This is a genomic window from Rhodospirillaceae bacterium (genome assembly GCA_016712715.1).
Lineage (GTDB): Bacteria > Pseudomonadota > Alphaproteobacteria > Dongiales > Dongiaceae > Dongia.
Map to the genome: position 1 here is coordinate 1156498 of JADJQM010000002.1, position 13469 is coordinate 1169966.

At 64.5% G+C, this 13469-nt stretch carries 15 protein-coding genes and 1 pseudogene; 9 read left to right on the plus strand and 7 right to left on the minus strand.

Annotated elements, in window-relative coordinates:
• Positions 1–450, plus strand: coding sequence for a transglutaminase-like cysteine peptidase (locus tag IPK59_16400; protein MBK8160279.1), 450 nt, complete (start codon positions 1–3; stop codon positions 448–450).
• On the opposite strand, the pseudogene IPK59_16405 reads toward IPK59_16400, so the two are convergent.
• Positions 451–1628 (minus strand): annotated as a pseudogene (locus IPK59_16405) (aminotransferase class V-fold PLP-dependent enzyme).
• An 88-nt stretch (positions 1629–1716) separates the two neighbouring features.
• Between IPK59_16405 and IPK59_16410 the strand changes: the two are divergent.
• Positions 1717–3129: a CZB domain-containing protein gene (locus IPK59_16410; protein MBK8160280.1), complete on the plus strand. Its 1413-nt coding sequence runs from the start codon at positions 1717–1719 to the stop codon at positions 3127–3129.
• 20 nt (positions 3130–3149) lie between these two features.
• On the opposite strand, the gene IPK59_16415 is transcribed toward IPK59_16410, so the two are convergent.
• Complete coding sequence (locus tag IPK59_16415; GenBank protein ID MBK8160281.1) at positions 3150–4070, minus strand: AraC family transcriptional regulator; 921 nt, start codon at positions 4068–4070, stop codon at positions 3150–3152.
• A 240-nt stretch (positions 4071–4310) separates the two neighbouring features.
• Here IPK59_16415 and IPK59_16420 point away from each other — a divergent pair, with 240 nt between their 5' ends.
• From IPK59_16420 to IPK59_16435, 4 genes are all read left to right on the plus strand, one after another.
• The gene (locus IPK59_16420; protein MBK8160282.1) at positions 4311–5045 is read left to right on the plus strand and encodes an SDR family oxidoreductase; all 735 of its coding nucleotides are present in this window, start codon (positions 4311–4313) and stop codon (positions 5043–5045) included.
• A gap of 7 nt (positions 5046–5052) precedes the next feature.
• Positions 5053–5379 carry an Atu4866 domain-containing protein gene (locus IPK59_16425; GenBank protein MBK8160283.1) on the plus strand — a complete coding sequence of 109 codons (327 nt, stop codon included), beginning with the start codon at positions 5053–5055 and terminating at the stop codon, positions 5377–5379.
• A 107-nt stretch (positions 5380–5486) separates the two neighbouring features.
• A complete protein-coding gene (locus tag IPK59_16430; GenBank protein MBK8160284.1) occupies positions 5487–7988 on the plus strand; it encodes a cation-transporting P-type ATPase in 2502 nt (833 codons plus the stop codon).
• A 118-nt stretch (positions 7989–8106) separates the two neighbouring features.
• On the plus strand, positions 8107–8964 hold the full coding sequence (locus IPK59_16435; GenBank protein ID MBK8160285.1) for a formate/nitrite transporter family protein: 858 nt from the start codon (positions 8107–8109) through the stop codon (positions 8962–8964).
• A 59-nt stretch (positions 8965–9023) separates the two neighbouring features.
• Here IPK59_16435 and IPK59_16440 read toward each other — a convergent pair whose 3' ends face one another.
• The 4 genes from IPK59_16440 to IPK59_16455 form a co-directional block, all read right to left on the minus strand.
• Positions 9024–9293 carry a hypothetical protein gene (locus tag IPK59_16440; protein MBK8160286.1) on the minus strand — a complete coding sequence of 90 codons (270 nt, stop codon included), beginning with the start codon at positions 9291–9293 and terminating at the stop codon, positions 9024–9026.
• A 66-nt stretch (positions 9294–9359) separates the two neighbouring features.
• Positions 9360–9551, minus strand: a complete 192-nt coding sequence (locus IPK59_16445) for a hypothetical protein (GenBank protein ID MBK8160287.1) — start codon at positions 9549–9551, stop codon at positions 9360–9362.
• A gap of 29 nt (positions 9552–9580) precedes the next feature.
• Positions 9581–9943 carry a hypothetical protein gene (locus IPK59_16450; GenBank protein MBK8160288.1) on the minus strand — a complete coding sequence of 121 codons (363 nt, stop codon included), beginning with the start codon at positions 9941–9943 and terminating at the stop codon, positions 9581–9583.
• Positions 9940–10482 (minus strand): macro domain-containing protein, encoded by a 543-nt coding sequence (locus IPK59_16455; GenBank protein MBK8160289.1) that lies wholly within the window; start codon positions 10480–10482, stop codon positions 9940–9942. The genes IPK59_16450 and IPK59_16455 overlap by 4 nt, the downstream gene beginning before the upstream one ends.
• Before the next feature lie 187 nt (positions 10483–10669).
• Between IPK59_16455 and IPK59_16460 the strand changes: the two genes are divergently transcribed.
• Positions 10670–11239 (plus strand): hypothetical protein, encoded by a 570-nt coding sequence (locus tag IPK59_16460; protein ID MBK8160290.1) that lies wholly within the window; start codon positions 10670–10672, stop codon positions 11237–11239.
• On the opposite strand, the gene IPK59_16465 is transcribed toward IPK59_16460, so the two are convergent.
• The gene (locus tag IPK59_16465) at positions 11218–11946 is read right to left on the minus strand and encodes a hypothetical protein (GenBank protein MBK8160291.1); all 729 of its coding nucleotides are present in this window, start codon (positions 11944–11946) and stop codon (positions 11218–11220) included. The two genes, IPK59_16460 and IPK59_16465, sit on opposite strands and share 22 nt — an antisense overlap.
• A 294-nt stretch (positions 11947–12240) precedes the next feature.
• Here IPK59_16465 and IPK59_16470 point away from each other — a divergent pair, with 294 nt between their 5' ends.
• Both IPK59_16470 and IPK59_16475 read left to right on the plus strand, forming a co-directional pair.
• Positions 12241–12609 carry a helix-turn-helix transcriptional regulator gene (locus IPK59_16470; GenBank protein ID MBK8160292.1) on the plus strand — a complete coding sequence of 123 codons (369 nt, stop codon included), beginning with the start codon at positions 12241–12243 and terminating at the stop codon, positions 12607–12609.
• A complete protein-coding gene (locus tag IPK59_16475; protein MBK8160293.1) occupies positions 12606–13148 on the plus strand; it encodes an ImmA/IrrE family metallo-endopeptidase in 543 nt (180 codons plus the stop codon). Before IPK59_16470 ends, IPK59_16475 begins: the two co-directional genes overlap by 4 nt.
• Positions 13149–13469: the final 321 nt, after the last annotated feature.

Here is a 13469-nt window from a genome sequence, read left to right on the forward strand (position 1 = left end):
ATGCGCGCGCTCTTTCTGCTGCTGCTGGTGATGTCGTTGCCGACCGTGGCCGAGGCGCGCGTCTATCCGCCGCTCTTCGGCTCCCATGAGTTCGCCAACAAGGGCATCAAGAAATTTCCCAAATGGTTCGACATGCTGTCGCGCTGGCAAGGCAGCGCACTTTGGGCGACGCCCTTCCAGTTCCTGAAGATGGAGGGCGATTGCGAGGATTACGCCATCGCCAAGTTCATGGCCTTGAAAGCGCTGGGCATTCCCATCGAGGATATGCGCGTGCTGGCGCTGCGCGACATGAATCTCGATATCGGCCATGCGGTGCTGATCGTCTATGACGGCGACACGGCGCTCCTCCTCGACAACCAGATCAAGAGCGTGGTGCCGGCCGATACGGTGAAGCATTACATGCCGATCTTCTCCCTGAGCGAAACCGGCTGGTGGCTGCACCGGCGCTGATCAGCGCAATCCGGCGCACAGAGCGATCAGGCGGTCGACTTCCTCTTCCGTGTTGTAGTAATGCGGCGAGGCGCGGACCAGGATCGGGAGCGCGCGGCGCTCGGCATCGATCCGCGTGCTGCTGGGGTCCGAAGCGCCGATGGTGATATGGGCCGCTTTCGCCGTCGCCACGACATCTTCGGCGGCGATGCCATCCAGCGTGAAGCTGACGATGGCGGACGGGTTGGCGCCGAGGTCGCGCACAACGGCGCCGGAATCGCGCGCAGCCCCGCGCGCAGGCGCTGGCTCAACAGCCGGCAACGGGCTTCGATCTCATCCATGCCGATCGCCAGCGCGTAGTCGACGGCGAGGCCGAGGCCCAGGCGGGCCGCGTAGTTGTTCTCCCAATTCTCGAAGCGCCTGGCATCGTCGCGCAGTTGATAGCGGTCGCGCGCCACCCAATCGGCGGCGAAATGGTCGATCATCGGCGGCTCCAGCCGCAGCATGAGATCGCGCCGCATGTAGAGAAAGCCGCTGCCGCGCGGGCCCCGCAGGAACTTGCGGCCGGTGGCCGAGAACATGTCGCAACCCAAGGCCGCGACATCCACCACCATCTGCCCCACCGTCTGGCAGCCATCGAGCAGATAGGGAATGTTGTGCGCCCGCGCGATCCGGCCGACCTCCGCCGCTGGATTGGCAAGCCCGCCATTGGTGGGGACCCAGGTGATGGCGATGAGCTTCACGCGGGGATCGATCATGCGCGCGAGGGCCGCCACATCGAGGGCGCCGGTTTCATCCGACGGCACCACCGCGATCTCGACGTCGCTGCGTTTAGCAATCTGCAGGAAGGCCACGTAATTGGCGGCATATTCCGCTTCCGCGGTGAGGATCCGGTCGCCGGGCTTGAAGGTGAGGGCCAGGGCGTAGAAGGCCATCTGCCAGGCGACCGTCGCATTCTCGACGAGGGCGATCTCATCGGGCCGGGCATTCAGCAACCTCGCCACGGATGTGTAGACACCGTCGAGTCGCAAGGCTTCGCGGTCTGCCGCGGCATAGCCGCCGATCTCCGCCTCGAGTGCCAGGTAATCCTGCATCGCCTGCACGATGGGGGCCGGCGTCAGCGCCGCCCCGGCATTGTGCAGGTAGGCGCGCCGCCGGGTGGCCGGTGTCTCGGCGCGGATGCGGGCAAGATCGAGCATCTGTGGGCGTTCCATGAGTCAAATTTACGATTGCTTAACTCTAATGACGACATAATGCACAAGACAACATTCAAATTATGGAAAAGTCATGCTGGGATTCGGTCGGGGAAAAAGTGACGCCATTCGGTCACTGGACGAGGCATCGGATGTGGCACGCGCGGAGATGAACGCCTTTCACCTCGCCCTGACACAATGCCTGCGCGACATTGCCGCCGGCGATTTCGAGAAGGATCTTGATTGTCACGGTGCCCTGCCGGCTTCCGACCCGGTCGTGCAAGGCCTGGCCGAGGCCGTGCGGGGTCTGGCGCATAAGCTGCAGGAACAGGCATCCGGCGACCTTGATGCCAATGTCGCTCTGACCATCAACAGCAACGAGGCGGCAATTCGCAGCGCCAGGATGATCGCCGCGGCACGCAACACGTCAGACCGGACGCAGGTCCTCGCCAGTGCCTCGACCGAAATGGTGGCCTCCGTCAAGGCGATCAGCGAGACCAGCCAGGCCGCCGCGGACGAGGCCGGCGCCATGCGCTCGATCGTCGAAGCGGGTGTCAGCGCCGTGCGGCGGGCGACGACGACCATGGAAGGGATCGCCGCGTCGGTTGCCGACGCATCCGGCAAGGTGACTGCCCTCAGCGTCGCTTCCGAAGAAATCGGGTCGATCGTGGGAACGATCGAGGCGATCGCGCGCCAGACCAATCTCCTCGCCCTCAACGCGACCATCGAAGCGGCGCGGGCCGGCGAGTATGGCAAGGGCTTTGCCGTTGTCGCGACCGAGGTCAAGAATCTGTCGAAGCAGACCAGTCAGGCGACGGAGGATATCAAGTCCCGCATCGATCGCCTGCGCAGCGAGATGGAGCAGATCGTCGAAGCGATGTCACATGGCGGCGTTGCCGTGGCCACCGGCACGCGCGAGATGAGCGATCTTGCCGCCAAGATCGACGAAGCCGGCGAACGCACGGTCGTCGTCAGCGGCAAGATGGATGAGATCGCCGGCATTCTCTCCGAACAGAATGCCGCCATCGACGAAGTCTCGCGCGGCATCACCGGTATCGCCGAACTGGCGGCGCAGAATGTGGCCGAAGTGACCAGCCTGTCCGAAGTCATCGACAACAACCAGACCCAGCTCGGCGCGCAGCTGCAGCGCCTGGCGCAATGCAGCTTCCCGCACAAGATCACGCGCCTGGCCAAGGCCGATCACGTGATCTGGAAGAAGCGCCTGGTGGACATGTCGGTTGGGCGCGCCAATCTGCGGGCCGAGGAATTGAGCGACCATCAATCCTGCCGCCTCGGCAAATGGTATTACAGCGACGCCTCGGCGGCGCTCAGACAGAATGCCGATTTCAGGCAGCTGGAAGCGCCCCATGCCGCCGTGCACCGCCACGGCAAGGACGCCGCCCGCCTGTTCGCGGCCGGCCAATTCGACAAGGCGCTGGCCGAGATCGAAGCGGTGGAAAGCGCCTCGGTCGAAGTCCTCCGCCATCTCGACGCGCTCAGCCGCTAGCGGCCGGGCGGCGCGCGCTCTCACGCACTCATCAGCATATCTGGTGACGTCTTCAGCCGGTTGGCGTCGCGCACCGGCGGGGCGCCGAACAGGCGGCTGTATTCGCGGCTGAACTGCGAGGGCGATTCATAGCCCACCTGATGACCGGCGGTGGCGGCATCCGATCCCTGCAGCAGGATGAGGCGGCGCGCTTCCTGGAGGCGCAGCTGCTTCTGGAACTGCAGCGGGCTCATCGCCGTCACGGCCTTGAAATGATGATGGAGCGCCGAGGCGCTCATGCGCGCTTCCGCGGCCAGGGTCTCGATGCTGAACGGTTCGGCGAAATGCTGCTTGATCCAGCCGATGGCGCGGGTGATCTGGTGCAGCTTGCTGTCGGCCTGGGCGATCTGGCGCAATCTCGCCTCATCGGCGCCGGTCAGCAGCCGGTAGAGGATCTCGCGCTCGGCCAGTGGGGCGAGGATCGGCAGGTCCCGGGGGTTGGCGAGCAGCCGGAGGAGCCGGATGCAGGCGTCGAGCAGTTCCGGCGTCACGGTGCTGAGCGACAGGCCGGTGCCGGGATTCTGGCGCGCGGTCGCGGCCACGGCCCCGGCGCGGTCGAGCCCGGTTTCCATGATGAGCGTGCTGATCGTCGCCGGGTCGAGGTTGAGGCGGAAGCAGAGATAGGGTTTTTCCGGACTGGCCTCGGTCACCTGGGCCACCACCGGCACGTCGACCGCGGCCACGAGATATTGCGTGGCATCGTAGAAAAAGACCCGGTCGCCGAGGACCACCTGCTTGCGGCCCTGGGCCAGGATGCAGAGCGCCGGCTGGTGGACGCCGTGGATCGGCTCGGATGGCTTGGTCGCCTTGATTACCGCGACGCGTGGCAAAGCGGTCTGGTGGATACCGTCACCCTTGCTGTATTGATCAATCAAAGCGGCGAATTCAGCCTGCTGGGTCATGGCTCAGATCCTCAAATTTCCGCAAAAATCCGCAATTAATCAGGGGCTAATGCCCGGTTGCCTGAGGCCAAAGATATAGCGGTCCCGGACAATCGGAAAAGCCAAAAGAGGGGCGCGTGGAGGATCAGGCAAGAATTAGGCAGTTTCAGTCTACCGGATCGGCGGCGCTGTCCCCCATCTTCCGCTCATACCAGCGCAAAACTGCGCCGGGCCTGATGAGGAGAGACACGCATGACTTCCCTGGAGAATGTGACCGGCAAGGTCGTGGCCATCACCGGCGCCAGCAGCGGCATCGGCGCTGCAACGGCCAGATTGCTGGCGGCGCAGGGCGCCAATGTGGTGCTGGGTGCGAGACGCACGGACCGGCTGGAACAGCTGGTGGCGGAGATCGTGGCTGCCGGCGGCAAGGCGGCGTGCCGGACCCTCGACGTCACCAACCGCGCCGACACCACGTCCTTCGTCGACTTCGCCACGGCGCAGTTCGGAAAGCTCGACGTGCTGGTCAACAATGCCGGTGTCATGCCGCTCTCGCCGATCTCCGCGCTGAAACTCGACGAATGGGACCGCATGATCGACGTCAACATCCGCGGCGTACTCCACGGCATCGCCGCCGCCTTGCCCGTGATGGAGGCTCAGGGCTTCGGGCAGATCATCAACATCTCCTCGATTGCCGGTCACCGCGTGATCCCGACGGCGGCGGTCTATTGCGGGACGAAGTTCGCGGTCGGCGCCATTTCCGAAGGGTTGCGCCAGGAGAACAGCAAGATCCGCGTCACGGTGGTGTCGCCCGGCGTCACGGAATCGGAACTGGCCGAAACCATCAGCGTGCCGGAAGTGCGCGCCCGCATCGAGGAACACCGCAAGGTCGCCCTCGGCGCCGATGCGATCGCGCGGGCCATCAGCTATGCCATCGCCCAACCGGCCGATGTCGATGTGGGTGAGATCATCGTGCGGCCGACGGCGACCCAGGTCTGATGTGATCATGGAGCATTCAGCAAGCGGAGTGACCGACATGGACCATCTCGACACGATGCGACCCCACTTGTCGGCATTCGTCCTCGACACGCGCGATGCTGACGACGTGATCGCCAGCGGCATCTGGATCAATGAGAGCGGCGAGACCCGTCTCGCCCTCTCGCCCGACGGCCGCTACGACAAGATGCAGGGCAGGCGCCAGAGCACCTATAGCGGCCGCTATGCCTGCGACGGCAGCACCATCCGCTTCATCGATGATTTCGACTTCGTCCTCACCGGCGAGATCATCGGCGATGTGCTGCGCATCGGCACCTATGTCTATCGGCGGGCCTAGGGTCGGGTTGGGGCCCGCGCTCTTTTGACGGTCGACAGGTTCGCCGTTTCGTGCCTCAAATCGATCACCCGTCCCGGGGGTGACCGGGGTTCGAGCGAGCGTGATCCATGCCACAACGTCCCGTACCGGCAGATCGCCTGGCCGATCTTCAGCGCGACCCAGCACTGGGGCTGAGCGAGGCGGAAGCGGCCGACCGCCGCGCACGGTTCGGCTGGAACGATATCGTGGTGGCGGCGCCCTCGACCTGGATCGACCTCCTGCGCAACACGCTGCGCGATCCGCAGATCTGGTTCCTGATCGTGGTGAGCGGCCTCTTCGTGATCACCGGCGACTATACCGAGGCGGTCATCCTGGTGCTGGCGATGGTGCCGCTGGTGGGCATGGACGCCTTTCTCCATCGCCGGACACAGGCCTCGACGCAGGGGCTGGCGAGCCGACTTGCCGCCCAGGCGACGATCCTGCGCGATGGCGGCAAAGTGAGCGCGCCGGCGCGGGCGGTGGTGCCGGGCGACCTCGTTGAAATCGCCGCCGGCGCTGCCTTCCCGGCCGATGGGCTGGTGGTCGCGGGCGACGACTTGCAGGTCGATGAATCGTCGCTGACCGGCGAGGCCTATCCCGTGAGGAAGCAGGCACTCGCTGTCGGTGGCGTGGCCGTGCGGTCGGCCGAGACCCTGCATTGGGTCTTTGCCGGCACAAGGCTGCTGACCGGTACGGCGCGCTGCCGCGTGATCCATACCGGCGGCGAAACGCTCTATGGCGAAATCGTGCGCTCGGCCCTGTCGGGCAGCCATGCGCGAACACCGCTGCAGATCGCGGTGATGCGGCTGGTCACGGTGATGCTGGTGGGCGCACTGCTGTTATGCGTGGCCCTTGCCGCCATTCGCGTCATTCAGGGTCATGGCTGGCTCGATGCGTTCCTGAGTGCCGCGACCCTTGCGATCGCCGCCTTGCCGGAGGAATTCCCGGTCGTCTTCACCTTCTTCCTCGGCGTCGGCGTCTATCGTCTGGCGCGGCGCCAGGCGCTGGTGCGGCGCGCCGTGGCGGTCGAGAATATCGGCCGCGTCACCTGCATCTGCTCCGACAAGACCGGCACGATCACCGAAGGGAAGCTCGCACTCGCGCATCATGTGCCGGCACAGGGCCTGTCGCCGGATGACCTGGTGGGCTGGGCGGCGCTGGCGGCACGCCCGGAAAGCGGCGATCCGCTCGATGTCGCCCTCCTGGGGGCAGCGCCGGCGCGCCCACCGGTGGTTCAACTGGCGACCTTCCCCTTCACCGAGGATCGCCGCCGCGAGACGTCGATCGTCCGGCTGGCAGATGGCGCATTGGCGGCGGTGGTGAAGGGTGCGCCGGAGACGGTCTTTGCCATGTGCGGCGAGACGGCCGACGCACTCGACGCCTGGCGCGCGGAGGTCACGACCTATGCCGCGACCGGTCACAAGGTGATTGCCGCCGCCAGCCGGCGGTTGGAACTGGCTGAAGCGCCGGCAGAGGAACCCGAGAGCGGCTATACGCTCCATGGCCTGCTGGCGCTGGAGGATCCGGTCCGTGCCGGCGTGCGCGATGCGGTGCTGTCCTGCCGTGCTGCCGGCATCCGCGTCATCATGATCACCGGCGATCATCCGGCGACCGCCGGCGCCATCGCGCGCGATGTGGGCCTTGGTGGCGCGGATGGGGTGCCGGTGGTGGTGCTGGCCGACGATCTCGACCGCGAGGGAGCGGGGCCGGGCATCGCGGACATCACCAAGGTCGATGTCGTGGCGCGGGCGGCACCGGGGCAGAAGCTCCGCTGGGTCGAGGCTTTGCAGCGCGCCGGCGAGATCGTCGCCGTGACCGGCGACGGGGTCAACGACGTACCCGCCCTGCAGAGAGCCGATATCGGCATCGCCATGGGTGAGCGTGGCACGCAGAGCGCCCGCGAGGTCGCTGCCATCGTGCTGCTCGATGACAATTTCCGCACCATCATCAGCGCCATCGCCGAAGGCCGGCAATTGTTCCGCAACCTGCAACTGGCCTTCGCCTATCTGCTGCTGATCCATATTCCCTTCGTGCTGAGTGCCGCCGCCATTCCCCTGGCGGACAACCCGCTGCTCTATCTGCCGATCCATATCGTGTGGCTGGAACTCATCATCCATCCCACCATGTTGCTGGTGTTCCAGGATTTGCCCACGAGCGACCGCCTGCTGCCGACGACGCGCAACGGGGCGCAGTTCTTCCGGCCGTCGGCCTGGGCGATGATCGTGTTCGCCGGCGTTATTCTCGCGGCTTTGCTGTCGGTCGGCTTCGAATATGCCCTAGGCCCCACGGCGGACGTGCCCCATGCCCGCGCCCTCACAATCGCAGCCTTGATCGCGGCGAGCACGGCCATCACCATCGTGCTCAGCGGGCTGAAAACCTTGAACGCGCGGCTGGTGGTGGCAGCCAGCCTTATCAGCCTGGTGGCGTTGGTGCAGATTCCGACCCTGGCCACCCTCCTGCACCTGCGGCCGCTGCATCTCATCGATTGGGCGATGGTGTCGGGTGCCGGCGTCATTGCCGCCCTGCTGGCGGCCCTGGTGGCCCGGTCGCTGCGCGGGCAGCGGCCCGGCCCTTTGCCTGGTGCCGTGTGATCTAAATCAAGTCGGATCATCACCCCACCGGTAAAAATGCGGCCATCCGGAAGGCGCCGACGTGGCAGCCGCGGATGTCAGCAGTAGGCCAGGCAGGTTGAGAGACGATGGCGAGATCATGAACGCGACGCTTGATGCCCTCCTGCCCGAAGACGTGGCGCGGAAGGCCGAGGCCACCGGTGTCGCCAAGGCGCAGCGCGATACGCTCACCTTGTTCACCCTGGCCCTCCTGGCCGGCGCCTTCATCGCCCTCGGTGCCATGTTCTCCACCTTGGTCTCGGTCGGCATCGGCGACCTGCTGCCCTATGGCCTTGCGCGCCTTGCCATCGGCACGGTCTTTGCGCTTGGCCTTATCCTGGTCGTCGTGTGCGGGGCGGAACTCTTTACCGGCGATGTGCTAATGACCATCGCCTGGGCCGGGCGGCGCCTGAAGACGGGCGCCATGCTGCGGGTCTGGGCCATCGTGCTTGTCGGCAATCTGGTGGGCGCCGCCGGCACGGCGCTGCTCGTCTTCCTGTCCGGCCATCCCTTTGCCGGTGCCGGCGGTGTCGCCGTGGCGGCGCTCGACATCGCCCGCGCCAAATCGGAACTGGGGCTGGTCCAAGCCTTCTTTCTCGGCGTGATGTGCAATGTGCTGGTCTGTCTCGCGGTCTGGGCGTCGCTGGCCGCAAGGTCGGTCACCGACAAGATCCTGGTGATCGTGCCGCCGGTCGCCGCTTTTGTTGCCGCGGGCTTCGAGCATTCGGTTGCCAATTTCTATTACCTGACCATGGGCCTGCTGCTCCGGCATCTGGCACCGGACTCGTTCTGGCATGGGCGCGGCCTTGCGCCCGATCAGTTCGCGATGCTGACGCCCGGCACATTCGTGATCGGTCAGGCGGTGGTCGTCCTTGGTAATCTTTTGGGTGGGGCGGCCCTGGTGGCGCTGGTCTACTGGCTGGCCTATCTGCGCCCGCGCGGCGAAGGGCGGCCTTGAGACCTTGGTTTTCTCTATGACCGGATCCTGCCGCCCGCCGCTTGAGCGTGCGGCACCAATCAGGAAAGCGTGGAACCTGGATGGGTGGCGATGAAATGTTTCAGCACCGCCGTCAGCACCAACCCATGGTGATGATCGCCGCGCGCTTCGGCTGCCGCGATGTCGTCCAGGATGAATCGCTTGATGCAGCGTTCGCCGGCCGCGTTCTGGCACAGATAGTTGGCCATCTCGGCCGCGGCGATGAGCGGGATATGCTCATGTTCGGCAATGGCCTCGATCTCGCGCTTGCTGGCAGCGCACAGTGCCACGCAGTCGTCATAGGTGAGCATGGGCCAACCTCCTTCGCGCGCTGGACGGCGTTCTCCGGGCGGCCAGACGTCGGGGCAACCCGGCTTCTAGGGCAGCGGTTGCCAGCGTGCCTTGTCGTGCAACTCGGATTCCAGCACGATTGCCTGGTCGTCGACACTTTTGTCCGCATTGTGCAGCACCCAGTGGATCGGATGCTCGATCTCGCTGCTGGGGCCTAGCACGATATAGACTTGCCCGGCATGGGGTCCCGTCAGTCTCCGGTAGCGGGCGTCGATCATTTTATCCAACTCCACATTGCAGCGCGCATTTATTTGATCGCAGTGACATTGAACGGGCGGGTGATCCCGTCATGTTCGGTGATCGAGACATATTCGCCGACGACAAAGCGGTGCTTCTCGAATTTGAAAGCCGGCTCGTCATCCTCGGTGCCGGGCGCATAGGAGAATACCCAGCGATCGGGGCCGAGATGCCGGAGGGCACCTTGTTCCGTTTTCTCGCCCTCCCAGAAGCGTACCACCCGGCAGGCCGCCTTGTTGGCCTTGAAGCCCGCGGCATCGAGATGGCCATCGGCCGTGAGGGGCGCCGTGAATTCATAGCCGCAACGCGGATTGCCCTCGGGATTGTCCTTGGTGCGGCCGAGTTCCAGGCGAATGGTCTTCAGGCCACTCATGAGGCGTTCTTGCCCTGGGTCGACGCCGCGGCCATCTGGCCCTTTTCCACGACGCCCAGTTCCATCGCCGCCACATTCTTGTGATAGACGGTGTAGACGAAAACCGGAATGTCGAGACCGCCCAGATGCTTCTCGACCAGCAGCTTCACATCGCTCCAATCGAGGCCGCCGACACCGGTGGCTAGGCGCGGCAGGGCCAGGCTCTTGATGCCTTCGGCCGCGACCAGCTTGGCCAGCGCCTTCAGCGCATGGTGCACATTCTCCAGATTCGCCTTGCCCGGCTTCTCGCCATGGCCATAGGCGGATTGCTGCACCATCAGATTGACGATGGCCGGACCCTCGGCGCCGCCCCAATACCAGATCTCGCCGGCCTTCGGGTGGCTGGCCTGGCAGAAATGGCGGAAATCCTTGACCATCGCCGGCCAGCGTTCGCGCAGGGCCAGCGCCAGACCAGTGTCGAAATGGTCCCCCGGCGCCACGCCATGGGCCACGACCTGGGCCTTGGAGAGGAGAATGTCGCCTTCGACTTCGCGAATCATGATGAGTCCGTCCTTCGCTCGAGATGAATGATCTTGAGGGAAAGGTTAGCCCCGTCCTGGATGGCGTCCTTGATATAGGTCAACGCGGCCTCGGTATCGGAGAGTCTCGCGGACGGGAGCCGGGCCGCCTATAATGATCTTGAAAGCCCGGTTGTCGTGGGGGCGGCGGGCGGATAGGACAGCAACGATGTCGCGCAGCAGCATTCTGGGTCCGGCACTCATCGCCTTGGGCGTGGCGTTCGGCGCACCGGCCGCTGATGCCGAGGATAATTGCGTCCCGGTTCCCGGCATCGGGCCGGAAATCGACCGGTTCCTCGACCAGGCCGTGGCGGCGCAGGCGGCCGGCAAGGGGGTCATGCCAATCACCGACGTGCTGTTCGGCGTCACCGAGATCAGCGCGGCGGACCGGCAGGACCTGGCCCAGCGACCGCCGGTCGAACTCACGCGCCGCACCGCCACCGGCGGCGACTATGTCAGCCGTGGTCCCGGCCGCATCACGGTCGAAGGCGTCTTTGCCGAACGTGATACGCTGTTTCGCCTGCCCGAACTCATCATCGGCCGCTACCGATTGACCGAGGCGGGGCAACGCTGCTCTACGACCCGGCGCACACGGTCGATGTCGGCGAGAGCATGCTCGGCATCAACTTCTTCATGTCGGTCAACCGAAACCGAGATCAGCAAGGACAAGCTCGCCTTCTTTTTCGAGGACAATGACGGTGATGAGCCGGACCGCTGCTATCTGGTGAAGCGGGGTTGAGGGAGGCCAGGCACGTGGTTCATCAATGGCGAGGAGACTGCATCTTGAAGAAGATCTGGCTGGCAGCTTTGTTCCTGCTGCTTGCGACACCGCTCCGGGCGGAACAGGCGCCGGTTGTCGTGACGCCGGTCCTGCGCAGCGCCGTCACGGCAAGCGGCCAGCCGATCGTGCTGCCGCGGAAGGATGCGGAAGTCGTCGTCGCCCAGTACGAGATCGCCCCCGGCGCCAGCCTGCCTGTCCACAAGCACCCGTTCCCGCGCTACGCCTATGTCCTGGCCGGCACCCTCAAGGTCACTGCGGCTCAGGGAGACGCCGAAGTATGCGAACAACAGGTGGTCGTTCTTCGGCTGGTAAAGCATGTCCTCGATTTCGCCGCGACCCCAGAGGTAAGCCTCGCTGAGGCCCTTCTCTCGGGCAATCCGCCTGAACTCGTCGCGGGCCTTGATCGAGAAGTCGCATGCCGCCGCGAAGATGACGCCGTGCAGTGGCGGATCGACAGCAGCTGGCAGGTCGCCCATGTAGTCGGCCAGCTTTTTGGGACCGATGGCGCGCTCGCGCTTGCACTGGATCAGCCACTGACGGTCGGCAGTGGGCTGCGGGTCATCGGCCGCCTCTGCCTCATCAGCCTCGACCCCGACGGTCCCGTCCACGATCTCCCAGGCCCGCGTCGAACCCTCGATCGTCGCCGGGGCGGCCGGTGGCCTCAATCTGGCGCCATCGGCGGAAGTCGTATGCCAGCTGCCGGATCAGGTCCTCAAAACGCCTCGGGTCCAGGTCCTCGAAGTGGATTGGTCCAAGTGTCTTAGTAAACGCCATCACATTCCTCCCCGCTGATCTCCCCGCCAAACATCAACACCAAGGATCATGGTCCTAGTATTCACCCCAACCAGCTGGAGAAGATGGAAAAAATCTCCACCCGGCACTTGACGGGAACAGTTCCGAGGCTTATTTATTAACCTGGGTAGGTTGATTTGTCACCTGTAACTACGAGGAGAAACATCATGGCACGGCTCACGCCCTTTGGCAGGCTCGTCCGCAAGCATCGGATTGATGCTGGCCTGCTGCTGAAGGATATGGCTGAGCAACTCAGGCGCTCGGCCGCCTTCCTGTCTGCGGTGGAGATGGGTGAGAAGCCCATCCCCGCAGGTCTCGCAAAGCAGATCGCGGAATACCTGAAGCTAGACCACGAAAAGACAGGGGAACTGGAGGAAGCTGCGGAAAGGTCGCAGCGCGAATACCGCATCACCGTCGGCAGGGGGGCTTCTGACAGTCAGCGCGAGGTGGCGGCGATGTTCGCTCGCAGGTTTAGCTCGCTGACCCCGGAAGATCTCGAGCAGTTCAAAGATGTTCTGACGAAGAGGCAAGGATGAGCAACCTGATGTTCATGGCGCGACCGCTGTCGCGCGCAAAAATTACCGATGTGGCCGATCGCTTCCGCAAGATGTTTGGCCTGGAAGATGACCCCTACTTCCCTGTGCCAGAGGTGCTGGAGTTCATGTTGCCGAGGGCCAGTGAAGACTATGCATTCAGCGTGGGAGAAGTAGCTGACATGGGGCCCGATCACGGCCGCACCCTCCTTGACGACTTCGAGATCAGGCTGCGCAAAGACGTCTATGACAACATGGTGCTCGGTGCTGGCAGAGACCGCTTTACGGCCTGCCACGAGATCGGGCACCTGGTGTTGCACCAGCCGCAATACCTGTCACGTCGGCTGGAACACCGAGAGATGCGGACCTTTGAAGACCCGGAGTGGCAGGCCAACACATTCGCCTCGGCATTGATGATGCCGGAACGCTTCGTCAAGAAATGTCACTCGATCGAGATGATGGTGGAGATGTTCGGCGTAAGTGAACCGGCAGCTCGCTCCCGTCTGCGAAACCTGAATATCCAATTGCGGGGAGCTAAATAGACAGAGGGGCAGACCAAGACGCCAATCTCGGTCCGCCCCTGGAACTTGGAAACTCTGTGGAAGGAGCAGCGGCCTAACCGCAGGACCCATCCCCCAGGCCCCCATCGTTCGGTCTGCACCGGAAAGATAGGGCCAACCTGCGGAGATGGGAAGAGGCAACTAGCCGCAGGAGGACTTCTAGATGAAGACCCCACGCAAGCCGGCACCGCCCGGCTGGAAGTGGATCTTCACGCGTTTTCGCCGCGTGAAGAATTCATCGAAGGTGCTCGACGCCCACGACTACGGGCACGAGTGCTGGGCCTTTCTTGTAAGAGCATCAAA

Coding starts and splice junctions, on each gene's coding strand:
- IPK59_16435 (MBK8160285.1), top strand. CDS start 8,107: ATGAACGCGACGCTTGATGCCCTCCTGCCCGAAGACGTGGCGCGGAAG.
- IPK59_16430 (MBK8160284.1), top strand. CDS start 5,487: ATGCCACAACGTCCCGTACCGGCAGATCGCCTGGCCGATCTTCAGCGC.
- IPK59_16470 (MBK8160292.1), top strand. CDS start 12,241: ATGGCACGGCTCACGCCCTTTGGCAGGCTCGTCCGCAAGCATCGGATT.
- IPK59_16460 (MBK8160290.1), top strand. CDS start 10,670: ATGTCGCGCAGCAGCATTCTGGGTCCGGCACTCATCGCCTTGGGCGTG.
- IPK59_16455 (MBK8160289.1), bottom strand. CDS start 10,482: ATGATTCGCGAAGTCGAAGGCGACATTCTCCTCTCCAAGGCCCAGGTC.
- IPK59_16425 (MBK8160283.1), top strand. CDS start 5,053: ATGGAGCATTCAGCAAGCGGAGTGACCGACATGGACCATCTCGACACG.
- IPK59_16445 (MBK8160287.1), bottom strand. CDS start 9,551: ATGATCGACGCCCGCTACCGGAGACTGACGGGACCCCATGCCGGGCAA.
- IPK59_16475 (MBK8160293.1), top strand. CDS start 12,606: ATGAGCAACCTGATGTTCATGGCGCGACCGCTGTCGCGCGCAAAAATT.
- IPK59_16440 (MBK8160286.1), bottom strand. CDS start 9,293: ATGCTCACCTATGACGACTGCGTGGCACTGTGCGCTGCCAGCAAGCGC.
- IPK59_16400 (MBK8160279.1), top strand. CDS start 1: ATGCGCGCGCTCTTTCTGCTGCTGCTGGTGATGTCGTTGCCGACCGTG.
- IPK59_16410 (MBK8160280.1), top strand. CDS start 1,717: ATGCTGGGATTCGGTCGGGGAAAAAGTGACGCCATTCGGTCACTGGAC.
- IPK59_16450 (MBK8160288.1), bottom strand. CDS start 9,943: ATGAGTGGCCTGAAGACCATTCGCCTGGAACTCGGCCGCACCAAGGAC.
- IPK59_16415 (MBK8160281.1), bottom strand. CDS start 4,070: ATGACCCAGCAGGCTGAATTCGCCGCTTTGATTGATCAATACAGCAAG.